This is a genomic window from Chryseobacterium sp. WG23 (assembly GCF_024586575.1).
Lineage (GTDB): Bacteria > Bacteroidota > Bacteroidia > Flavobacteriales > Weeksellaceae > Chryseobacterium.
Map to the genome: position 1 here is coordinate 258,376 of NZ_JALCZE010000006.1, position 25,137 is coordinate 283,512.

The 25,137-nt window shown below is 34.9% G+C and carries 15 protein-coding genes; 12 read left to right on the forward strand and 3 right to left on the reverse strand.

The window, feature by feature from the left end; genetic code table 11:
* Nucleotides 1-157 precede the first annotated feature (157 nt).
* A complete protein-coding gene (locus MP477_RS11445) occupies nucleotides 158-3,736 on the forward strand; it encodes a choice-of-anchor L domain-containing protein (protein ID WP_257190529.1) in 3,579 nt (1,192 codons plus the stop codon).
* A 350-nt stretch (nucleotides 3,737-4,086) separates the two neighbouring features.
* Nucleotides 4,087-6,462 carry a choice-of-anchor L domain-containing protein gene (locus MP477_RS11450; protein ID WP_230034308.1) on the forward strand — a complete coding sequence of 792 codons (2,376 nt, stop codon included), beginning with the start codon at nucleotides 4,087-4,089 and terminating at the stop codon, nucleotides 6,460-6,462.
* Between the two features lie 125 nt (nucleotides 6,463-6,587).
* Here MP477_RS11450 and rsmA read toward each other — a convergent pair whose 3' ends face one another.
* Complete coding sequence (gene rsmA / locus MP477_RS11455; RefSeq protein WP_257190530.1) at nucleotides 6,588-7,358, reverse strand: 16S rRNA (adenine(1518)-N(6)/adenine(1519)-N(6))-dimethyltransferase RsmA; 771 nt, start codon at nucleotides 7,356-7,358, stop codon at nucleotides 6,588-6,590.
* 91 nt (nucleotides 7,359-7,449) lie between these two features.
* Between rsmA and MP477_RS11460 the strand changes: the two genes are divergently transcribed.
* The 6 genes from MP477_RS11460 (at nucleotide 7,450) to MP477_RS11485 (ending at nucleotide 12,567) form a co-directional block, all read left to right on the forward strand.
* Nucleotides 7,450-8,349, forward strand: coding sequence for an ABC transporter permease (locus tag MP477_RS11460; RefSeq protein ID WP_230034312.1), 900 nt, complete (start codon nucleotides 7,450-7,452; stop codon nucleotides 8,347-8,349).
* 2 nt (nucleotides 8,350-8,351) lie between these two features.
* Nucleotides 8,352-8,648 carry a DUF3098 domain-containing protein gene (locus tag MP477_RS11465; protein WP_257190531.1) on the forward strand — a complete coding sequence of 99 codons (297 nt, stop codon included), beginning with the start codon at nucleotides 8,352-8,354 and terminating at the stop codon, nucleotides 8,646-8,648.
* Nucleotides 8,649-8,743: 95 nt separating this feature from the next.
* Nucleotides 8,744-9,562, forward strand: a complete 819-nt coding sequence (locus MP477_RS11470; protein ID WP_257190532.1) for an undecaprenyl-diphosphate phosphatase — start codon at nucleotides 8,744-8,746, stop codon at nucleotides 9,560-9,562.
* A 42-nt stretch (nucleotides 9,563-9,604) separates the two neighbouring features.
* Nucleotides 9,605-10,303, forward strand: a complete 699-nt coding sequence (truB, locus tag MP477_RS11475; RefSeq protein ID WP_257190533.1) for a tRNA pseudouridine(55) synthase TruB — start codon at nucleotides 9,605-9,607, stop codon at nucleotides 10,301-10,303.
* A gap of 62 nt (nucleotides 10,304-10,365) precedes the next feature.
* Entirely contained in the window at nucleotides 10,366-11,088 is a 723-nt protein-coding gene (gene rluF / locus MP477_RS11480) for a 23S rRNA pseudouridine(2604) synthase RluF (RefSeq protein WP_257190534.1), read from the forward strand.
* Between the two features lie 255 nt (nucleotides 11,089-11,343).
* Nucleotides 11,344-12,567, forward strand: a complete 1,224-nt coding sequence (locus tag MP477_RS11485) for a YncE family protein (RefSeq protein ID WP_257190535.1) — start codon at nucleotides 11,344-11,346, stop codon at nucleotides 12,565-12,567.
* A 146-nt stretch (nucleotides 12,568-12,713) separates the two neighbouring features.
* On the opposite strand, the gene MP477_RS11490 is transcribed toward MP477_RS11485, so the two are convergent.
* Nucleotides 12,714-13,982, reverse strand: a complete 1,269-nt coding sequence (locus MP477_RS11490; protein WP_257190536.1) for a helix-hairpin-helix domain-containing protein — start codon at nucleotides 13,980-13,982, stop codon at nucleotides 12,714-12,716.
* A 168-nt stretch (nucleotides 13,983-14,150) separates the two neighbouring features.
* Nucleotides 14,151-14,495 carry a MerR family transcriptional regulator gene (locus MP477_RS11495; RefSeq protein WP_002980674.1) on the reverse strand — a complete coding sequence of 115 codons (345 nt, stop codon included), beginning with the start codon at nucleotides 14,493-14,495 and terminating at the stop codon, nucleotides 14,151-14,153.
* 475 nt (nucleotides 14,496-14,970) lie between these two features.
* Between MP477_RS11495 and MP477_RS11500 the strand changes: the two genes are divergently transcribed.
* The 4 genes from MP477_RS11500 to MP477_RS11515 all read left to right on the forward strand — a co-directional run bounded on the left by MP477_RS11500 (nucleotide 14,971) and on the right by MP477_RS11515 (nucleotide 25,134).
* Complete coding sequence (locus MP477_RS11500) at nucleotides 14,971-15,750, forward strand: hypothetical protein (protein ID WP_257190537.1); 780 nt, start codon at nucleotides 14,971-14,973, stop codon at nucleotides 15,748-15,750.
* Nucleotides 15,751-16,222: 472 nt separating this feature from the next.
* A complete protein-coding gene (locus MP477_RS11505) occupies nucleotides 16,223-17,764 on the forward strand; it encodes a T9SS type A sorting domain-containing protein (RefSeq protein WP_257190538.1) in 1,542 nt (513 codons plus the stop codon).
* A 9-nt stretch (nucleotides 17,765-17,773) separates the two neighbouring features.
* Nucleotides 17,774-21,553, forward strand: coding sequence for a hypothetical protein (locus MP477_RS11510; protein WP_257190539.1), 3,780 nt, complete (start codon nucleotides 17,774-17,776; stop codon nucleotides 21,551-21,553).
* 152 nt (nucleotides 21,554-21,705) lie between these two features.
* The gene (locus MP477_RS11515) at nucleotides 21,706-25,134 is read left to right on the forward strand and encodes a DUF6443 domain-containing protein (protein WP_257190586.1); all 3,429 of its coding nucleotides are present in this window, start codon (nucleotides 21,706-21,708) and stop codon (nucleotides 25,132-25,134) included.
* The last annotated feature ends 3 nt before the right edge of the window (nucleotides 25,135-25,137 follow it).

The window sequence follows — 25,137 nt, forward strand, 5'->3', positions numbered from 1 at the left end:
TTGAAAGACTGACTGTTTTGTCAGTCTTTCTTTTATTATTTTGAAATAAATAAAGTTGATATCCTATAATAAATAAACTTGCGTTAGTAATAATGTAAATTGCATTAAACTGAATTTTAATCAAAAAAAATAGTATTTTTGTTTAAAATAATATAAAATGTTAAATAGGAGGAAAGGAAGTTTATTTTTTGCGTTATTTTTTATTTTTTTAGGAATCTTGGTCTCTTCTCAAAACAGAGATAGAACAGAAATAGCCGTAAAACGGAGCTCTGCTTCAATGAGGGCGGGAGCTTTTATTAACGTAAATACACCAAACTATCCTGAATCAGGCTATAATATTACACAGTTGGTGAAGGATGTTCTGATATCCGGAGGCGGATGTACGACCTCTACCGTAAATAATGTAACAGTATCTCCTAATTTGGCTCCGGGAAATTCGGAACGAAGCTGGGGATATTTTAATAAAGGTACTACCAATTTTCCTTTTAATAAAGGGATTATTCTTTCAACAGGATATGCAAACAAGGCAGGAAATGACTTTCAGGCAACACTGAGTGATGCGCTGCCTTCCGGTGGAGATAATGATCTGGCTACTGTATTGAACATTCCTAATAATCAATTGTTTGATGCTACCTCTATAGAATTTGATTTTGTAGCTTCCTCTACCGAAATTTCATTCAGGTATTTATTTGCATCCAAAGAATACCAGCAAAATTTCCCCTGTACCATTACCGATGGATTTGCCCTTTTATTAAAAAAAGTGGGTGATCCTACCTATACCAATCTGGCTGTACTGCCAGCTGGTGCAGGACCGGTAAGTGTAAAAAATATCCACCCTGCTTATCCCAATTGCGGACCTATAAACGAAGCTTATTATGGTGGAACGAATACTGCTCAGATTGAAACTAATTTTAACGGGCGTACCATTCCTTTAACAGCAAAAGCAACTGTTGTTCCGGGGCAGACTTATCATTTTAAAATGGTGCTTGCCGATTTCCAGGACCGTAATTTTGATACTGCCGTTTTTCTGGAAGCAGGATCATTTGATATTGGAGTAAAGATCCTGGATCCTGCAGGAGTACAGCTTCCTGCCTCTGTGAATATGTGTGACAATTCTCCACAGACCTTTACAGCATCTGTTCAGGGAGCTAACGTGACTTATCAATGGTTTTTAGGTGGCAATGCTATTGCAGGAGCTACGGGAGCCAGCTATACAGCTACACAACCCGGGGTATATTCTGTGAAGGTTTATATCCAGGGAAATACATGTCCGGGAGAAGCCAGTATTACCGTGGTAGGCGGAACATCTCCTACGGTGCAGAATGCCAGCTTAACTGCTTGTTATACTGCTGGAAATGCTATATTTAATTTACCATCGGCGCAAACATCTATAAGTACAACCCCAGGTGCTACTTTCCAATATTATACTACACAGGCTGATGCGAATGCCGGAAATGCCAATACAATTCCTAATCCTACAACATACCCAAGCGCAGGAGGTCAAACGGTTTATGTTTTGGTTAAAAACGGTTTCTGTTCCAAAGTGGCTCAGCTCCAGTTGATAAAAGCACCACAGATGACCGGAACTATTGCTCCTCCAGTGGTATTAACCTGTGTTAACTCTCAGACCACATTGGATGCATCTGCATCTGTTTACCCTGCTGGGGCTACATTTAACTGGACTACAACCGGAGGTAACATTGTGTCGGGAGGAAATACACTCACTCCAGTTGTCAATGCAGCCGGTACATATACTTTAACAATATCTAATACTTTTCAGCCTGGAAATACTATCTGTACGGCTACCGCTACAGTGACAGTGACGGGTGACAGTGCTCCGCCGGCAACAGGCCTTACAGCAACTAAATTAAATATCTGTAACGGAGATTCTGTAGTGCTGACGGCCTCCGGAGGTACTACCTATAACTGGGTAGGTCTTCCCGGAACAGGAAATACACAAACGGTATCACCTACCACTACTACCACATATTCGGTAACCGCGGTAGGAGCAAATGGCTGTGTATCTCAGAATCCTGCCACCATAACCATAGTGGTCTCTCAACCGTTTACAGCGCAAAATGCAACATTGCATAAATGTTATGAACCCGGATTAACCTATGATCTTACAGAAGCACAAACTCAGATTACAACCGCGACAGGAGTTACTTTTGTTTATTACGTAAATCAGGCTGATGCCAATGCGGGGAATGCTAATTTTATTGCAACTCCAACAGCGTATTCACCACCGGGAAATCAAACGATCTATGTTTTGGTAAGTAATGGAGGATGTAGCTACGTAGTTTCCCTGCAATTATTAAGAACAGCAGTAACTACTCTTACCATAGCACAGCCACAAACAGTTACCTGTACAACTCCTCAGGTTACTTTAAATGCTTCGGCTTCAGTAATACCTGTAGGATCTACCATCACATGGACTACAACTGGAGGAACTATTGTATCGGGAGCTAATACGCTTAATCCTGTAGTAAGTGCGGGTGGTACTTATACACTAACTGTGACCAACGTGTCCCAGCCAGGTAATTTAAGCTGTACCTATACTTCGAATGTGACAGTTCCTCAGGATACCACATTACCCACTGCTGGTGTTACTTCTTCGCAACCCCGTATATGTTTGGGGGAATCCGTAACATTGACAGCTACCGGTGGTGCTACTTATAACTGGACAGGACTTCCCGGAAACGGAAGTACACAAGTAGTTTCTCCGGGAACAACAACCGTATACACGGTTTATGCAGTAGGGGCTAACGGATGTGTTTCTGCAACACCGGCTACAGTTACTGTGGAGGTGGGACCCCCTATTGCGGGAATATCAGCTTCAAAGTCAAAAATCTGTGAAGGCGAATCTGTTACATTAACAGCTACGGGAGGAATTACTTATAATTGGGTAGGTCTTCCCGGAAATGGAAATATCCAGGTAGTTACTCCTCCAGTAGGTACTACTGAGTATTCTGTTTATGCATTGGGAGGAAACGGATGTAGTTCTATAAATCCTGCTACAATAAAAATTGAAGTGGTACCTGCTATAGTGTCTACTTTAAAAGATGTTTATGTATGTGCCGGAGATAGTGGTATTTTAGATGCCGGAGCCGGACTTAATTATACTTATCTATGGAGTACTGGTGCAACTACCCAGACAATCTCTGTTAATCTGCCGGGAACCTACAGTGTTACAATAAGTAATGGAACGTGCTCCAAAGTATTTTCAGCTCAGCTGATTAATCCTGATCTCCCTCAGTTTACGAATATAACCTATGAAAACCATGTTCTTACCCTTACAGCGAGTAATCCGACAGGAGGTATTTTAGAATATTCTATTGATGGTGGGGCAACATGGCAACCCTCTAATATATTTTATAATACTTTAAATAATACAAACTATCACCTGATGGTACGTGTAGTTGGTGCAAAATGTGGTACATCACTGGATTACTTTACACTGGTTATCAGTAATGCTATTACTCCTAATATGGATGGTTTCAATGATACCATAGATTTTACAGGTATCAGTGGTTATAAAGATTTTGCTGCTTCTATTTTTGACCGGTACGGAGCAGAAGTATTTAAGGCAACAAAAGATAATGCAGTGTGGGTAGGTTCCATGAAAGGCTTAAACCTTCCTACCGGTACCTATTGGTATAGGGTACAGTGGGAAAATCCGGCCAGTAAAAAGCTGGAGCAACGTTCAGGCTGGATCTTATTGAAAAACAGGAATTAATAATATTATAAATGATACAGAATAACAAAATCTTTCGGAAACGGAAGATTTTGTTTGTTTTTAGAAGTCATACCGTGATTATATAGGTATGCAAATTCATACAAAAAATTAAAACAGAGATTTAGATTAATAGGATGTATCGGATCATTATGTTTTAATTCTGAATACTTTCTTTACCGCTATTTTTAATGGAATAAAGATGCGGAAGTTATTTATTAGCAAATAATAAATATTATCCAAAATAGCTTATGATAAGCTTTTATAGATGTATTTGTAGTTTTTTTATAAAAAAAAATAAATATGTATGTAGGATATTTAAAAAAAAATTAAATTTGTTGAAACAAAGTATTATGCGAAGAAGATATCTACCGTTTTATTTATTCTTTTTAATTGTTTCCAATTTTTTATACTCACAAGTACACGGACCCAGAAAGATTATTAAAAGTGTAAGGACCGAAGAATCCAGAAGGGCGGGTGTTTTTATTGATGTAAATGCTCCAAGTTATACTGAAACCAGTTATACCATAGAAAAGCTGGTGAAAGATGTTTTGATTTCATCAGGAACCAATACCTGTGTAACTCCCAATGTGACCAACGTAAAGATTACGCCTAATCATGCTGTAGGAGATGCTAACAGGTCTTGGGGATACTTTAATAAGGCTACTACCAATTTCCCTTTTAAAGATGGTATTATCCTTTCTACAGGATATGCCAGTAAAGCAGGGAATAGCTTCGATGATTATCTTAGTGATACCAACGGAGGAGGTACTGATTCCGACTTAGCTCAGGCTACAGGAGCAACAGGAACACTGACTGATGCTGTGCTTTTGGAATTTGATTTCGTACCCACTACTTCTCAGATAAAGTTTAATTATATCCTGGCATCTCAGGAATATACTTCTACTTTTCCATGTAATTATGCGGATGCTTTTGCAATATTGCTAAGACCTACTTCGGGAGGACCTTATACCAATATGGCTGTACTTCCCAATGGTGCCGGACCTGTAAGTATTACCAATATCCGCCCTGCAATTCCTGGAGGAGGAGGCTGTGCTGCTGTAAATGAACTATACTTTGCAGGATATAATACAGCCCATATTGAAACAAATTTTAACGGAAGAACAATTCCCCTTACCGCTACCGCTACCGTAACCCCAGGGCAGGAATATCACTTTAAAATGGTAATTGCCGATTACGGGCCTTATGGAGCCGATCATTCATACGATTCTGCGGTATTCCTTGAAGGAGGTTCTTTTAATATTGGAGTAGAGCTGCTGGATCCAAGCGGAGCTACATTGCCTTCTGATATTAATGTCTGTGATAATGTACCACAGGTGATTACAGCTTCTGTAAGTGATCCTAATTTACTATATCAGTGGTATTTGAATGGAGTAGCGATTCCTAATGCTACAAGCAACACTATTACTGCTACACAACCGGGAAGTTATACTATTGAGGTAAGCGTTCCCGGGAATCCGTGTCCCGGAAAAGCATCTATTCAGATTCATGGTGGAACTACCCCACAGGCACAGGATGCAACATTACTCCTCTGTACCACCCCGGATATTACCACCTTCGATTTAAGTACGATCATGCCTTCAATAAGCCCAACACCAGGTGCTGTATTCAAATTTTATGTTGACCAGGCAGATGCTATTGCCCAAAACGGGAATAATATCCAGAATATATTGAATTATAACGGTACAGATGGCCAGATTTTATATGTAGTGGTTTCAAACGGAGGTTTCTGCAGTAAAATGATAGAGCTGAAATTGCTAAAAGAGGCAACACCTACCGCAAAATTAAAATCATCCAAGATAAAAATATGCCCGGGAGAATCTGTGACGCTTTCTGCTGAAGGAGGAACAACTTATTTCTGGGATAATTTCCCAGGTACCGGAAGTACACAGACTGTTACATTGCATCAGACTACTGTTTTTACCGTATATGCAATAGGACCAAAAGGATGCAGATCCCTGAATCCTGCAACCATCAGAATAGAGGTTACTCCTGAAATTACTACTCCTTTGCATGATGTGGAAATGTGTGTTGGTGACAAAGTAACTCTGGATGCCGGAGCAGGTCCTAATTACAAATACCTTTGGAGTACCGGTGAGACCACACGGAGAATTGAAGTAGACCAATGGGGAATTTATACCGTAGAAATTGATAACGGAATCTGTAAAAAGTTATTCTCTGTTAAAGTGATGGGGGCGGCTACACCTTATGTTACAGCAGTTAATTATGATGGGGCTAAAAAAACAATGGTGATTATAGCTGAAAATCCTCCAATGAATAATACGCCAAGCAAACTGGAATATTCTATAGATGATGGCATTACATGGCAGGAATCTAATGTTTTTACAGGACTTTTAGATAATACCACATATACTATCCTGGTAAGAAGAGTAGGAACTCATTGTGTGGGAACTTTAGACTTCTTTACCTTTAAAATCAATAACATTATTACTCCGAATGACGACGGAATAAATGATGTGCTGGATCTTAAAGCTCTTGGGGAATTTAAGAACTTCACAGGTTCTATTTATGACAGATATGGCGTAGAAGTATTCAGGTTCTCAAAAGAAAATCCTGTATGGAATGGAACTGTTGTAGGAAAGAGACTTCCAACAGCTACCTACTGGTATAAGTTTAATTTTGAATACCCTAAATCCAAAGCTCAGATGAATTCATCAGGGTGGATTATGCTGAAAAACAGGGAGTAAAAAATAAAAATATATAGCCAAAAAAGCCTTTCAGTACATCTGAAAGGCTTTTTGCTGTAATCAAAATAGATCAGGTTGTTTATATTAAACTAAAAATTAATTACTATAAAACATTGAAATATAACCTATTGATTTTCTTTCCAAAGTTTGGTGAAGCTTATAAAATCTGCGACACTAAGCTCTTCCGCTCTTTTGTCTAAAAATTCATGTGTTTTTAAAGCTTCAGGTATATTCAAAACTTTTAATGCATTCGAAAGTTTTTTTCTCCTCTGGTTGAATCCTGCTTTTACAATCTGTTTAAATAAGACTTCATTACCACTTAAGCCTTCCTTCGGATTTCTCGTAAGTCTGATAACCCCGGATTTTACCTTCGGTGGCGGGTTGAAGACGTTCTCATGAACTGTAAACAGATAAGTGACGTCATAATAGGCCTGAATCAAAACGGAAAGAATACCGTAATCTTTAGTTCTTGGTACAGCTGCCGTCCTTTCGGCAACTTCTTTTTGGAACATCCCTACCATCTCAGGAACGAGCCCATAATAATCCACGATTTTAAATAATATCTGAGAAGAAATATTATAAGGGAAATTTCCAATGATAGCAATCTGCTCATCCTTGATAAAATTAAAGTCCTGTTTCAGAAAATCTCCTACAAAAGTATTTTCTGTAATACTGGAATAGTTCTTTTTCAGGTATTCAATAGATTCCGTGTCTATTTCTGCGAGATAAATATTCTGATCTTTTTCAAGAAGATACTTGGTGAGAACTCCCATACCGGGGCCTACTTCCATGATGTTGGTATAGTTCTCAAAACTAAGACCTTCTACTATTTTTCTTGCGATGTTTTCATCTGTCAGAAAGTGCTGACCAAGATGTTTTTTTGCTTTTACACTCAAAGTTTTTTATGATTTTATTAACAGTGATTTTCTCTTTTTCGTCCCAAATTTCGGAAGATTTTTTCTATTTTAGCCAAAAATTTTAATATTAATGGCTAAATCTGTAGATGATTTTAATAAGAAAAGGCTTCGGTCCAGCAATATTACAGTAGTGATAAGTATTGCCTTAGTGTTATTTTTGTTAGGCTTAATGGGGCTTATTCTGATTAATGCCCAGAAGTATTCTGACTATATCAAAGAACAATTGGTAGTGAATGCCTACTTTGATGAAAACTATGACGCTAAAGATTCTGTAAAGATTGCAAAACTGGAGGAAGAAACTTTAAAAAAGGTACAGACCTTAGCTCCTGTAAAAAAAGCTACCTATATTTCCAGAAGTATGGCTGCAAAAGAGGCCAAGAAAAGTATGGGTATCGATAGTGACGCATTGTTTGAAGAAAACATTTTCCCTTCATCTGTCGAAATTGCTTTAAAACCTGAATATGTAGATCCTGCAAAAATTGATGAAGCCATTAAGGCAATCAAATCTGTGCCTGGTATTGTAGATGTTAAAAATGACAGCACATTAATGGTAGATGTTTACAATAACCTGAGCAGAATCTTAAAGTGGATCTTAGGATTTTCAGTTCTGTTTCTGGTGTTAGCTGTTGTACTGATCAACAATTCGATCCGTCTGAAAATATTTTCCAAGAGATTTATCATTAAGACCATGCAGCTGGTGGGTGCTAAAAGAAGATTTATTCTTAAGCCGTTCATTATAGAAGCTATTGTCTTAGGCGCTATTGGTGCTCTGATTGGTCTTTTAGCTTTATTTGGTGTTTGGTATTACTTTACCAACCAGATTGGATCAGCATTTGTACAGGATAATCAACAGTATGTATGGCTTGTATTATTGGTATTCGGAGTAGGAATTTTTATTACTGTCCTAAGTACCATTATTGCAACCTGGAGATTCTTAAGATCAAACGTTGACGATTTATATTACTCTTAACAATGAGCAAAAAAACAAATAAATTTTCCGCTACGGAGTTCGGCCGGGAAGTGGAAACACCACAGGAAAACACCTTTTATTTCGGACAGCAGAATTTCAAATGGATGCTGATAGGTCTGGCATTTATAGTAGGTGGTTTTCTACTGATGATGGGCCCGGATGCTAATACAGTAGACGGTAAACTTGATCCCAATTCATGGAACGATGGTATTTTTTCCATCAGAAGGATCAGGATAGCACCTCTGTTTGTAGTCATTGGTTTTGTAATAGAAGTATATGCTATTTTAAAAAGAAAATAGAAACAATTTATATTTAGAGATTAAGAGATTTGGGAATTTAGAATCATGTATTCTAAACTTCAGGATCTCTTAATCTTTTAATTTTTTGAAAGAATATGGATTTAATTAACGCAATTATTATTGCCATTGTAGAAGGTCTTACGGAATATCTTCCCATTTCTTCTACCGCCCATATGGGATTTACCGCAAGCCTGATGGGACTTCCTGAGGATGAATTTTTGAAGATGTTTCAGGTATCTATTCAGTTTGGAGCTATTCTATCTGTGGTGGTAGCGTACTGGAAAAAATTCTTTGATTTAAAAAATCTTCAGTTTTACTTTAAGCTGGGTTTTGCCGTAGTACCTGCTTTGGTTTTAGGGTATTTATTTGATGATAAGATTGAAGCTATCCTTGGAAACCAGATTGCGATCTCTTCAGTATTGGTACTGGGAGGTATTATTTTACTGTTTGCAGATAAATGGTTTAAGAATCCTAAAATTGATGACGAAAAAGGAATTACCATAAGAAATGCAGTGACCATTGGATTCTGGCAATGTCTTGCGATGATGCCTGGAACAAGCCGCAGTGCAGCTTCTATTATTGGAGGAATGGCACAGGGACTGACAAGAAAAGCAGCTGCAGAATTTTCCTTCTTTCTTGCCGTTCCCACTATGTTGGCGGTAACAGTGTACTCTGTGTTTGTGAAAACCTGGGGGAAAGGAACTGGAAACCCACAAAAAGGATACGAAATGATTATGGCTTCACAAGATCACATCATGATCTTTATTATAGGGAATGTGGTGGCATTTATTGTTGCTCTTATTGCTATTAAGGCTTTCATTGGAGTGCTGAACAAATATGGTTTCAAACCTTGGGGCTGGTACCGTATTTTTGTAGGTGTAGCCTTGCTTATTTATTTTTATTTTTTTAAATAAGAAAATATTCATTCATTATTAATTGCTTAGTAGCTACCATTCATGACCGCTGAAGAACTGAAATCAGGATATACCTTTTTATTAGACAAACCCTTGGACTGGACGTCTTTCCAGGCTGTCAATAAAATGAAATATAAACTTAAACGTGAATTTGATCTTCCCAAGAAATTCAAAATTGGCCATGCCGGGACATTAGATCCCAGAGCAACAGGACTTCTTATTGTATGCTGTGGAAAATTCACGAAAAATATTCCCGAAATTCAGGATGCCCCAAAAGAATACTGGACAGAAATTAAAATTGGGGCACAGACAGAATCTTACGATACAGAGAAGCCAGAGATTCTTCAGCAGGATATCTCAGCGATATCAGAAGAACGGGTAAAAGAGGTACTTGATAAATTTGTGGGAGAAATTGAGCAGAAGCCACCCGTTTATTCTGCCATAAAGATTGACGGTCAAAGAGCTTATAATCTTGCCAGAGCAGGAGAGGAAGTTGAAATGAAATCCAGAAAAACAACCATTCATTACATTAAAGATATTAAGATTGAGTTTCCTTTGGTAAGTTTTATGGTGGGTTGTTCAAAAGGTACCTATATCAGAAGTCTGGCCCACGATATAGGGCAGGAACTTGGAGTAGGAGCCTACCTGACACAGTTGAGACGCACAAAGATCGGGGATTATAAAATTGAAGATGCTACAGATCAGTTTTTGAACAATGACTTTAGATTTGAAGGGTTGTAAAAAATGAATAAGGCATACCTATTCAATGGCAATAAAAATGATACCGGCTACGGTATAGACTAATGGAAAAAACACGTATTAATAAATATTTATCAGAAGTAGGGTTCTGCTCAAGAAGGGCAGCAGATAAACTATTGGAAGAAGGAAGGATAACAATTAATGGCAAAATTCCTGAACTGGGAACAAAGGTTTCAGATGAAGATGTTGTAGAAGTAGATGGTAAGCCTGTCAGAGAACGGGAAGATAAGCCTGTATATATTGCTTTTAATAAGCCCGTAGGCATTGTTTGTACTACAGACACCAAACGTGAGAAAAATAACATCGTAGACTATGTCAATCATCCTAAAAGGATTTTCCCTGTCGGAAGATTGGATAAACCCAGCGAAGGACTTATTCTTCTAACCAACGATGGTGATATCGTTAATAAAATCCTAAGAGCGAGAAACAACCACGAAAAGGAATACATTGTTCGTGTAGATAAACCTGTCAATCCAAGGTTTCTGGAGAAAATGAGAAATGGGGTTCCTATTTTAGATACAGTTACCAAAAAGTGTGAAGTAGAGAAAATTGATGACATGAACTTCAGGATTGTTCTTACGCAGGGACTGAACAGACAGATCCGAAGAATGTGTGAATATCTTGGCTATGAGGTAAAGAAGCTGAAAAGAATCCGTATAATGAACATTAAACTGGATCTTCCTATTGGAAAATGGAGAGATCTGACAGATGAAGAACTTAATACGCTAAACTCTTTACTGGTGGATTCTAATAAAACAATCGACTAAGATCTATACATATCTTAACGGTTCCACTTTCTTTTTTTTGATTTTTTCCTGCAATACTTACCAAGTTTTGTAGTATACCTATATTTTATTGTGCCAAACCTTATAAGTTTTTAAAACCTATAAGGTTGTGAGTTGTAAGATATTTCTCTTCATAATCTCAGGTGTCAATTATTTTTCACTTAACAGTGTAATATATTTTATTTTTTAATAAAATTGTATTATATTTATAATAATAACAACTATAACCTGAAAATCATGAAATTACAATTTAATGTAGTCTTTTTGTTTATTATTCTGATAACACTTACTAATTGTCACAATGATAACCACAATTCAAATCATCCCCATGATTCTTTGTTTTATATTGACTACAGAAGTTTACAGGGATTACCGGACGGAATTGCTGTAATAGAACTAGATCCTGAAGCTCCCAATTTTGGATATATTAGCAGCAAGCTTGAATTGGGTATCGGGGTATTGCCTCACCACATTTATTATAATCATAACGAAAAAAAAATGTTCACAACTGCTTTGGGGGGCAGCTATCTCTATCAGATAAAAACAGAAGATGATCAAAATGGGCAGCCCAAATTAGTTAGTGCAACACCCATTGATACAGGTGAGAATACGGTAGGAGAAAATTTGTTTTTTACCAATGACGGAAGATATTTTATGACCTTTATGGGTGGGGCAGGAGGTCCAAAAGATGGCAGTATAGGTGTTTTTAACGCGGATAATAATCAGCTTATTAAAACTATTAAAGCACCCATTCAGGATAATCCAAATCAATTTATAATGTATCCGCATGGCATCTCCGTTAATGAGGAAAAAGGATTAATGATGGTAACCTCAACTATTCACCCGGATCTCAGTACAGGCATGGGAAATACTTGTACCTTACTAGATCTCAAGACCTATGAATTAAAGGAGACCTATCAGTTAGCAGACTCACCAACAGATATGTCTGCTCCTGTTGAGGTTTTATTACTACGTGGAAAATTTCCACAATATGCTCTTGCTACTACAATGCTTGGAGGCGATATCTGGATGGCTCCCTACAATGCTGTGACCAAAAAATATGATGCTTTTACTAAAATATTCGAAGGAAGTACCCAAGGATTAGGCTGGGCACTCGAAATGTATATTGACGATACAGGCAAACTCTATGTAAGTTTTGCAGATCCCGGAAAAGTACTTGTCTTTGATTTAAGTAATCTCCCTCAAATAAAGCTTTTGAAAACTTTTGATGCAGATAAAGGAGCACATCATATGGCTTTCTTCAAAACCAAATCAGGAAAAGAGGTGGTAGCCGTGCAGAATAATTTACTGAATATTCCTAACTTAAATTCGGGGACCATTAGTATAATTGATATCAATACAGGAAAAAACTTAGGTACCGTCAATTTACGTACCCGATATGGGATATTACCGGAATCCATTGAAGGAACCAATGGCCCAAGCAATTATATGCATCATTAAAATTGATCAATATTCAGATTATAAACTATTCCGGGAAACAGATGTTTTTTGGAGTAGTTTATATCGAAATCTACCTTTTAAAACCTAAGTAGACTGTGATTAGACTATGGTCAATGTGTAAGCGTTCAATTTTTATCCATACGGTGTTATTTGACATATAATTTCATTCTTTCTTCATATTCAGGCTTTAACTTCAGAAACTTCCATATTTTTTTATCATCAGGATAGGTGATCCGGTAAAATATAATTTTATCTGCTGAATACTTAAAGTAAGGATGGTTTTTCAGCCAGTCTTCAGGCGCATCTGCTAAGCTGTATTTGGCAACCGCTGAAGCGTCCAGGGGACATATAGAAATCAGTTTTTGAACCAGTTCTTTATCAATATTGTAGGTATCCAGGATCTGCTGTTTATTGACGAAGCCACCCAGCTTTTTTCTAAATCCAATGATGGATCCTGCACTTCTTTCATCCAATCCAAATTCCAAAAGCTGCTTAAAGGTAATAGCGTTAAGGTTCGTTTTTGAAAAATCTGTCTGTTCCTGTTGCTTTACATGTTCTTTTATTTGGATATAAGGTTTTAATTCCTGAAATTTTTCCGCAGAAATTACAAAACATTTTTGCAGATCCTCTGCTGTCCTAAAGCTTCCTGCCAGATTGCGGTTTCGATAATTAACAATAACATGGGCTTGCTTTTCGGAGAATCCAATGGCCATCCAACCTTCTGCATCCAGCGTGTTGGGATCAAAAGGATGATAAGATATTTTGGTTTTCAGAGCCGTATTTTTACTGATATTTTGAAAATTTCCAGGAGTTTTTACCGGTAACAAGAGATAGGGCTCCAGTTTACTATAGTTTTCGGCAGAAATGATAAAGCATTCTTTAAATTTCTCTTTACTGATAAAACTGCCTCCCAGGTATTTTTTATATTTTAAAATAGCCTCAGCCTGTCTTTCGCTGAATCCCATTTGTATCCAGTGGTCTTCAGAAAGCTGATCCGGATTGAATTTTCCGGAAATTATAAGGGATTTCTTTTCAAAACCTTTAAAATGATTTGATTTTGCATCTGGTTGCGTTGCCGGAAGCAGAATATAAGGTTCAAGTTCCGTGAATTTATCTGCGGAAATGGCATAACATTTTTTAAGCTGTTGCTTTGAAGTAAATTGACCCCCTATGATCTCTTTATATGTAAGGATAGTAGAAGTCTGTTTTTCAGAAAAACCAAGTTGCTGCCATTGTGCTTTATCCAATATATTAGGATCAAAATCAGATAAACCGGCAGGAGCAGAAGTCTCCATAATAAATTTCACTTCAGGAAAAGAAGCTTTTTCTCTGCTGGTATATTTCTGATACGCAAATAGGATGGTCAGCAGCAAAACCATAAATGCCAGTTTCCGATAATAGCTTTTTCTCATCATAAGGTAAACCTATTGATAAAAACAAGATCAGACAATGGCTGGCTGTTAAATGAGTGATTTTACAATATAAATTCATTTTAATAGCTTTTAAAATACATATAAAGCACTTAAAATGAGAATTATTTAAATAAAAAAGTATCTGTGAAGATACTTTTATGAGGATAAGAATTATTCGGAATCTTTTTCTCCCAAAGACTCTTTTAGCTTTATAAGTTCAGCCTTTACAAATTCAAGTCTGTCAATAAGTGTAATGGTCTCTGAAATTTTACTGTTTGTGGTCAAAGCAACACGGGCACCGTCCAGAGTATATCCTTTTTCTTTCACTAAATGATAAATCATCTGGAGGTTCTTGATATCTTCAGGAGTAAAATAACGGTTACCTTTTCTATTCTTTTTAGGTTTGATAATGGGGAATTCCTGTTCCCAATAACGTATTAATGAAGTATTTACATCGAATGCTTTTGCTACTTCTCCTATAGAATAATACAGTTTGTCAGGTAAATTTATTTTCATTTTACAACTCCTAGACCTCAAAGATAAAAATTTTTTAAAGTTGTATCCAAATATATCTTTAAAGTGCTGAAGTGCTTTTGTCTTATATGAAGCCACACGGATGAAGTTGGGAAGGGAAAATTGGTCACTTTATTCAAATTGTTATGAAGGCGAATAAGCTATTTATAAAATATAAACGGTTGGATGGATAATGATAGAGATTTTGTACCTGATTTAAGAATTTCCAATTCAAAATTTCTGAAAAGATAAGGATAAAATATCCATTATAAAATTATTATTGAGCTCGTGATATATATTGTGGTGATATTGTATGTTGTTTATTATCAGTCGTTTTAGTTAATGGAGTATCTGTGTAGTATATTCTTTTTTTTGAGAATTAATATTCTTAATTACATTTAGGTCTGATTGAAAAATTTCGAATAAATAATCTATTATATTTTTTTTGAATTTCTATAATAATACAAAATATGAAGTTATGAAAATAAGTTTTTTATTATTATGTATACTGGCATATGCAAATTTTTTTGGGCAGATTGGTAAAGTCGGTATTAATACACTAAAGCCAACCCGGAGTTTGGATATCAACGGAAATATTAGAATACGTTCACTTACTGATAAAAAGGACAGTGCCAATGTGTATGACCGGGTTCTTGTAGGGAATAGTCAAGGGGACATCGATTTTGTTCCTATTGGAAGCTTTGATGTTGAAACACCTGCAATTAAAACAATAAAATTTACAGTAAAAAATGTTAAAATTCCCGGCACTTATAGCTATGTTACAGAAGCTGTGAATATAGGAAATGTATCAATAAGATATAGAAATAATTCATCTTGTATTGGCATTAATTGTGAAAATAGAATTGGTGGTAAACTGGAATTCAAATTTTTTAATGCAGCAGGTGCGGGCAGTGTTTGGACAGGTAGCTCTATGCTGGTCAGGAGATCAAGTTTTTTGAATAACGATGATACCACGTCGCCGACAGCTCAAAGTGGGGAATATAGAACAAGGTTTTATGCAGGAACTATAAAAGGAGTTCCTCTTGATGATACAACTTCTCCATATACTGTTCTTGATTTAGAATATAACCCGGAAACAAGAGATACTGGCAGTACAATGTTGTCAATAAATTCAACAGGAGACGTATATAGAATATCTATAATGTTCAATGGCAGTTTACCAGCGGTTGCTGCAGATAATATTGCTGCATTACCCAGGCAGGCAACTATATTTATTGAACGTTTGACAGATGATTAGGACAATATGCATCTATTATTCATTGATATTTAGCTGAAAGATAAATACTTCGGTGAAATTCTGTAATAGTGGCAGGAATCTTTAATACTCCTGACCCAGTTACAACTGATGAAGAATATGATCTTAGATGATACGCAGGCAAAATGCAATGCCTATCTATTTGACAAAAATATTCTTGAAAGGTATATAATGAGATTTGATAGCTATTCAGAAGCAAGTCAGGAAAAAGAATTCTAAAATCCGTAATACAAATGCTGAATCTAATAATCAAACTTCAGCAAAGGACAAGTGGCAACGACAATGAAAAAGTTTAAGAACAATTATAATACGACAAGTTTGCACTGCCCCCAAAAAGTTAGACACTTATTCAGGAGCATTATTATGAAAAAAATATCTTAAAAATAATTCAACAGATGTTGAAAAATTATATGAAATTCGCGAAAATTTTAATTAACTAAAAAAACAACAACAGATGAAAAAACTCTACATGAGTATACTTACAATGTGTACTATTAGCCTGTTTTATTCACAGGAAGTGGTCTGGCAACGAGATATTAAATCCAGTACCCAGGATTTTCTAAGCCAGGTTACAACAACTATTGACGGCCAGTATTTGATCACAGGAAGCTCGATTCAGAGTAGTAAGTTACAAGACAGTAAACAGAACAACGGCTACGACTTCCATTTAATAAAACTTGACCAGCAAGGGAATGAAGTATGGGAAAAATTCTTTGTCGGAAACAATCACGACTACTTGGCTGGAACCGTTGCAACACAAGATGGTGGTTTTGCTGTAGTAGGGACTTCATATTCAGGGAAAGGGCTGGATAAGAAGGATGAATCTAAAGGATATTCAGAAATTTGGTTAATCCGTCTTAATGAACTAGGAGATGAACTGTGGCAAAAAACTCTAGGATCTGAATCTGATGAAGAAGCCAGAGCAGTGATCCAAACTACGGACCAGGGATTCTTTGTAGCAGGTAATGTACAAAGCTCAGCTAAAGGTTACGGATCAAAAGATGTTTTGATTGTAAAGCTTGATAAGGATGGCAAAACTTTGTCAGAATCCGTATTTGGAGGAAAAGGTCTTGATGAAGCTGAAAAAATAATTCCTACGAAAGATGGTGGAGCATTGTTAGAAATTTATTCCAGAAGTACTATTGGAGGATCAAAAAAGACTGAAAACTATGGCGAAGGAGACTACTATATCATCAAACTTAACAGCGAAGGAAAGGCTGAATGGGAAAAGAATTTTGGAGGTAAAGAAGATGACCATATCAGAACTTTGGCTTTAACTTCAAACGGTTTTATTATCGGAGGAGAAAGCCGATCCGAGCGATCAGGAAATAAAACTGTTGGCATTGAAGAAGGTACAGACCTATGGTTAATCTCCCTGAACGAAAAAGGCGAAGAGATCTGGCAAAAATCTTACAACTTCAAAAACAGAGATATTTTAATGGGAATGAATGTAATCCATTCTGCGGATAATGCCTCTACTAAAGGAATTTTACTTGGAGGCTATACGCAATCTGAGGGAAGAATAGAAGCCGATGATGAAAAGTTCTGGATGTTATATCTGGATGGGAACGGTAATGAGCAGTGGAGAAAACACGTCAAAGGAGAATCTTCTAAAAAAGAAGAAAGACTTTCAGATTTGAAGCTCAACAGGGATGGCTCGATCATTTTAGTAGGCACAAGCGCCGAGGAATTTGGAAAAGAGAACTGGAAGATTGTGAAGCTGGGAGACAAACAGGTTGATCAATTGATTGAAAAACATGACATCAAGATCTATCCGAATCCCGTATCTGATTATGCTTATGTAGAAATAGGATTCAATGGTTTCAAGGAAGCTGATATTATGTTGTATGATATGAGTGGCAGACAGCTTCAGAATATAAAAACAAAGAATAATGTTACCAAAATCAATACACAGGCTCTTGTTCAGGGTGCTTATCTGGTGACCATAAAAACGGATACGAATAAAACAGCGAATGCTAAACTGATAAAAAAATAAACTTAAATTATGAAACGGATATTTTTATTTTTTAATATTCTATTTTTTGCAATAATATATTCTCAATTACAAAATGAAGAAAAAATAGATCCTGAAAAAATTACGAAATCGTCTAATCTACTTAATTTAAAAGAAAGTAATTTCGTTGATTTCAAAAAGGGTGTAGCTGATTTCTCTTTTAATTTGGGAAGTAGTGATCTTTCTTTACGGTTAAGCTATAGCTCTGAAATAGGAAAAAATTATAAAAAAAAGTTATATTCATATAACCAAGGTGAAATAGGAGAAGGTTTTCAATACGGTAAAGTATGCAAACTTGTAAGAGATCATGGAAATACAAGAACAATTGATGATGATGTATTTTATTTTTTTTATGATGAAGCAAATATAAAATTACATCCTGTAAATAAAGAAACAGTTAATAATGAAATTGTTTATAGGTTTACATCAGAGAAATTTTCTAATTGGCTTTTCACTTATTCTTCTCAATCTGATAAATGGATTATTAGAAAGGATAATGGTAATCAAATTATACTTGGAGAATCTTCTAATGCAAAAGAGTATACATTATTTTATGGAAATTGGACAGGTCCATCCAAATATGATATAGAGAATCAAATTTCTATTTCTTGGAATATAAGTAGGGAAGTAACAACAAGTAATAAAGAAGTATTATATGAATATTTAAAAAAAGAAAACCCTAACAGAATAAATGGCTTAAATGCAACTGAATCAATAGTGCTTGCTAAAATAGCCAGTGACTATGGCAAAATAATATTTAATTATTTACCAAAGGTCCCTAATGAAATATATGAAACATCAATTTCATATACGGAGCCAGATGGATATTTAGATCGTTATAGTAGTCTATTTTTAGATAATATTGAAATTTACGATAATGGTAATATAAAAATGTGTAAATATCAATTTAATTATTTATTACCTCAAGTAAGTGGAGAAAATAAGAGGCTTTTATTAGAAATTAATAAGGTCACTCCTAATTCAACTAGCTCTTTCAATGAATATAAGTTTCAATATAATAGCGATGGTCTTCTTGAATATTTCTATAATAAGTATAAAGGAAGTGTAAAATTTAGTTATAAAAAAGAAACTTTTAAAAATCTAGAACTTAACATTTTGTCTCCTGATCCAACAAAATGGAATCAACCACATTTTATTGTACAAAACAATTATTTATTGGTTTTTTGGCAACATCCTGTAATAGGTACTAGTAATATTAATTATTTATTACAGGTTTATAATTGGACGGGGAAAAACTGGACATTAACAAATGTTAATACTGAATTTAGTTCCACTTACAAAATTTATTTAGGAGCAAATGCTAAAGTTGGTGAAAAGCCTTCATTTCAAATAGTATCTTCTGAAGATTTTTTTGGTTTCATGTATTTTGAAACTACACAGTACGCTTCAACATTTGATTTAAAACAAAAATTGTTTCTTTATAATAAAAATGTGGATGGGAAAACTTGGAATGTGTTTCAAGACGAGAAATATGTTGTAAAAAATCTGGCAAATATTAATAGCATAAGTTATTTTTTTCCACAATTATATAAAGGAAAAGACTTTGTTTTATTAGCTGCAGGCAGAAATTATTATGACGGAACATTTAATATATATGATTTAATTAACTATCAGTGGAACAAAAGTACTTTTAATCAAGAAAATTTAAGAGATACATTTTATTCAACTATGGATAATAAAATTATCCAACATAAATATAATTATAACGGTAATGGTGATGTTTTAAATTTTTATCATAAGAATATGTTTAATGAATGGACTAGTTCTACTACCCAATTAAATCATTTATCAGATACAGCTTACCCTTTTAAAACAAATTGGAGCTTTATCAATGGAACATCTGCGTTAAGAGCAACCGAAACTGGATATTATATATATAAATGGGATGAAAATTATAATATTGTAGAACAAAATAAAATATCAGATCAATCATTTAATTGGGCAAATAAAAAAGAATCTCAAGGTGGTAACAATACTATTAAATTAACTGATAAGATATATAATAATCTTTTAGGGCATTATAATGGAAAGCAATGGATTTTTAAAACATATACTCCACCTTGTGGTAGTGGTTGTCTTCCTCCTTCTACTTCTTCTTTAAGAATTGGCGAGAATATCTATATTCATGATTCTAATATAGGGAATCTATTTATGTATAATCCTAATTCAGATAATTTTATATTAAAGAAATCTTTAGGATCTGGCTTCTTTGATATTAGTAGAAATTCAATTTTTGCAAAGGTGAATGTTCAAGGAGAGTCTGATGGCTATAAACTTTTTTCGAGAGATTCAAACTCAGAAATTGCCGAATTATATAATTCTTATGGTGATAAAGAATATTTTTCACAAGATTTTTTAGGAGAAGATACTTTTGTTCTCAATTATAGCTCATCAACCAGTGGTATTTATCAAAAGACTGGGACTGGGACACGAATTACATATAGGGGAAATGATGGAAAATTCTACTTTAAAGATTTTAATAAGTTTTGGGTTCCTTCATCAAAACTATCATATAGTTATAATAATTATTTAACTTTTATTAATAATAGCCTAAATACAATATTGGTTTATGAAATGGATGAGAATGCACAAGATAATACTAGACTTTTAAATACATTTCTTCCTAATGTTTTTGTTCATAGAAAAATACAAAATCTTGTAGATGAAATAGAATATCAAGTTGTAGACAAGCTAGAAATAAATAATGGATCAAATAATATAATTAAAAACTATTATTATAATAATCCTATTCTTACGTTAGATAATTCCTCTGTACTTTTTGAAAACGTTTCTGAAAAGATATTAAGTAAAGGAGGAGTGAGCTATACTTTTGACACTGGAATCAGCGATATACGTTTTTTGGGATTATTAAAAAAAATGGAAATATTTAATGAAACTGAAGTTTTAAAAAGTACAAAAAATGTTTGGTCTGTTTTTAATTTCATTTGTTCTACATGCTCAAAACCATTTACTAGTTATCAAATTAATGTTGTAGGTAAAGAAAATAAAGATTTGGGGATCACTAGTGCTGAATTTTTTGATTATAATGAAAGGAACTTATTACAAATGCATAAAATAACATATGAAAATGGAGATGAATTAGAAAAAAAGTATTTATATGCAACAGACGTTAATAATATAAAGCTCATTAATGCTAATGTTATCAGCATTCCTTTAATTTCTGAAATTAAAAAAAATGGCTATTTAATCGAAAAATTTGAAACCAAATATGAGAACGTAAATAATAGTTTGCCAACTTCTCTTACTCAGTTTGATAAACAATTGCAAAATCATACAGAAGCTACTTTTGATTTATATGATAATAAAGGTAACTTGTTACAATATAAAGAAAAAGAAAAAGTTTATACTTTAATTTACGGTTATAATCAGACTTTACCTTTAGCAAAAATCGAAGGTGCAACTTATCAAAGTGTGATGAATGCTTTTGGACTATCTCCTGTAGATCCTAATGCTTATCTTCAGTTAAACATCGTGAAAAAATCAAATTCAGACATTGATGAAGCAACAGAGATTGATTTAATTGATGCTCTAAAGGTTTTCAGAACAAATTCTGCACTGAAAGATTGTCAAATATCAACATTTACTTACAACCCTTTAATTGGAGTAACAAATAATATCGATTCATCAGGAATAAAAAAAACATATAGATATGATGTAATGAATAGACTTAAATCTGTATTAAATCAAGATGGAGAAATTGAAATTGAGTATAATTATAATTACAAGTAAAATAAATTAAGTAATAATTGAATTTTAAATAAGCAAAACTAATCTAAATGAAAAAAAATATAGTTTTATTTACTTTTATACTTATATATCGGTTAGTTTGGAGTCAAACACTAACAGAAAATTATATACAAACTAGGGCATATTTGGAACCAGTGACAATTACTAATCCAAATGCTAAACAAGTTGAAAATATTGAATATCTGGATGGATTTGGAAAGACTAAACAAATTATTGGCATAAAAGTAACCCCATCAGGGAAAGATATTGTAGTACCAATTGAACTTGATCAATTTGGAAGACAAACGAAAAGATATTTACCAATTCCGCAGTCTGGTACGCAGAATGGAGCAATTTATACCTCACCTTTGGGAAATGCACCTTCCATCTATAGTGGAGAAAAGATCTATTTAGAAAGAACATTGGAAAATTCTCCTTTGGATAGAATCCAGCAGCAGATTCAAGTAGGTAATGACTGGAGTAATAAACCTGTTAAATTTGATTATGCTGCCAATGTTGATGGGGAAGTGATAAAAATGTTTACTACCACGATTTGGGAAAACGGAGCTACAAAATCGACAATTGAGTATGGAGGAATGTATGGAGCAAGCCAGCTCTACAAAAATACAGTGACCGATGAAGACGGAAACCAAGCCATTGAATTCAAAAATGGAAAAGGACAGACGTTGATGGTAAGAAAAGTAATCAGCGTCACAGAAAATGCAGACACCTATTATGTTTATAATGAATATGACCAGTTAGCATGGGTAATTCCTCCCTTGTTATCAAAAAAAGTACATTGGGGATGGGCTGATCAACAGGGATTAGCTTATGAATATCGTTATGATGGCAGAAACCGTTTGGTAGAAAAGAAGCTTCCTGGAAAAGACTGGGAATATATGGTGTATGATAAACAGGATAGACTGGTGGGTACACAAGATGCCAATCTCAGAGCTAAAGGACAGTGGATGTACACCAAATATGATCAGTTTTCAAGAGTAATTATGACTGGGATATGTCAGGCTATGGGAAGCACCCGTTTAGAAGAACAGAATTATGCTGATACTAAAGGTAACAATAGTGAAACCAGAAGTCCTGGTTTATCTATGAACTATAGCGGAATGGATATCTATTATTCTGTTACTTCGGGCTATCCTCAATATGATAAAGTCTATAATTTTTTAAGTCTCAATTATTATGATACTTATCCAATTGGATCATCTGCCACTCCATCACAAATACAAGGAAGTAATGTTTTACAGGATAATATTCAAAATTCTGTGGTAAGCACAAAGGGACTACTCACTGCAAGCTATGTAAAAAATACAGAAGCTAATGATATTGGATGGACAAAGAACTATATGTATTATGACACCAAAGGCAGATCTATTGGAATACATTCCATTAATCATTTAGGAGGATACACCAAGACAGAATCAAAACTGGACTTTGCTGGAGTTCCACAAACTGCGGTTACAAAGCATAAAAGATTAAACACTGATATCGAAAGAATCATTACAGAAAATTTTGAGTATGATGCTCAGAATAGATTATTGGTACATAAACATCAGGTAGACAGTAATCCTGTTGAAATTCTGGCTCAAAATACCTACAATGAATTGTCTCAACTTTCCAATAAGAAGGTAGGAAATAATCTTCAAAGTATTGATTATGCTTACAATATCCGTGGTTGGATGACGAAGATTAATGATCCTGCTAATTTGAATGGAAAACTCTTCGCCTATGAGCTTAAATACCAAAATCCCACCTATTCCAATGTTTCTACAGGAAAATACAATGGAAATATTGCAGAGATCGACTGGGCAAGTTCGGATGATGGAAAACTGAAAAGATATAATTATCAGTATGACGGATTGGATAGGCTAAAGAATGGAATATACTCAGAACCCAATACGACCGTTCCGCAGAACAATTATTATAATGAAACCCTGACCTATGATGTCAACGGAAATATCCAAACTCTAAAAAGAAACAGATTGTTAACAAATGTAGGAACTATAGTGATGGATAACCTCAGCTATACCTATACCGGGAACAAGCTTATTACAGTAAATGATACCTCGGGGAATAATGGAGGTTATCCCAGCTCTTCAGGAAATCCAATTACTTACGATAATAATGGAAATATGACCAGCCATGTCGATAAAGGCATGTTGCAGATCGATTATAACTTTCTGAATCTTCCCGACTACATTAAGTTTAACAGAGACTATGTTCCTGAGGATGATACCATTGCTTATAAAAGTAATACAAAATACTTGTACAGCGCTGGTGGTATAAAGCTACGAAAGATCTATATTTATGGATCAGGAAGAGGCAACCTTACGGAAACTATAGAAAAAACAGATTATCTGGACGGGTTTCAGTATGACAATGATTTATTAAGTTTTGTACCCACTTCCGAAGGGTATTTTGATTTTGAAAAGAATATTTATATTTACAATTATACAGATCAGGTTGGAAACATCAGAGTGGCGTATTATAAAGATGCCTCCGGAAACCTGAAATTAGACAGAACTACCCATTATTATCCTTTCGGACTGGAATTTGGAGGAGACTTAAGCACTGTAGGTACAATAAACCCATCATATAGATATTCTAGTCAGGGACAGGAAAAACAGAGGGAAACAAGATGGAGTTCTTACCGATGGAGAAATTATGATGCTGCGATGGGGAGGTTCTTTAATGTTGACCCGTTAAGTGAAGTATACGCTTATCAGTCACATTATAATTTTTCTGAAAACAGAGTTGTTGATGCGAGAGAGCTGGAAGGATTAGAGATATCAAAGATAAATAATCCTGATCCAAATAATTCACCAGCTAATTGGGATGGACTATCTTATGATGGGGGAATAGAATCAATTACTACTTACTCCAATGGTGTCAAAGAAACAAATATTGCAAATGTAGCCTTACAAGGTAAAACAGCATCCCCTAATATAGGAACTGTAAGCCTTAGTACTAGTGGATTTAGTTTAGGTGAAACAGCAAGATTTGGTGCTGGTTTTGTACCTATTTTAGGGAGTGGTCTAGATATCTACGAAGGAGCTAGAGATGGTAATTGGGTGCAATTTGGCTTTGGAGTTGGAGGTCTTGCATTGGATGTCGTTACTTTAGGTTCTGGTTCAATTATTAAAGGTGGGATAAAAACTATTGGGACAGAACTTGTAGAAGAAGGTATAGAAAAGGCGGCGAAAGAGGTTGCAGAAAAAGAAGTCAAAAGTTTTCTTGTTCCAATGGCAGAGGAAACACTTGAACAAGCGTCTCGTGATTTACCCGAGACTATTGGAACATATAGTATTTATGGGACTCAAGGAATGGTAGGAAATACTTATACTAGAAATATTTTTTTAATGGAAACTTCTAAAAAAAGTCTTTCTGGATTGAGATCAACAATTACTACAATGGAAAAACAGGCTGCTGAAAAAGGAGCAAGTAAAATTTCTATTTATGGAGCAGCAGTTATAAATGATGGGTTTTTAAACCCTGCTGTAGCAAAACGTTTTGGATATTCTTTCGAAAAAATAGGATCAGGTACTATATTACAAAAGGCATTAAAATAAGAT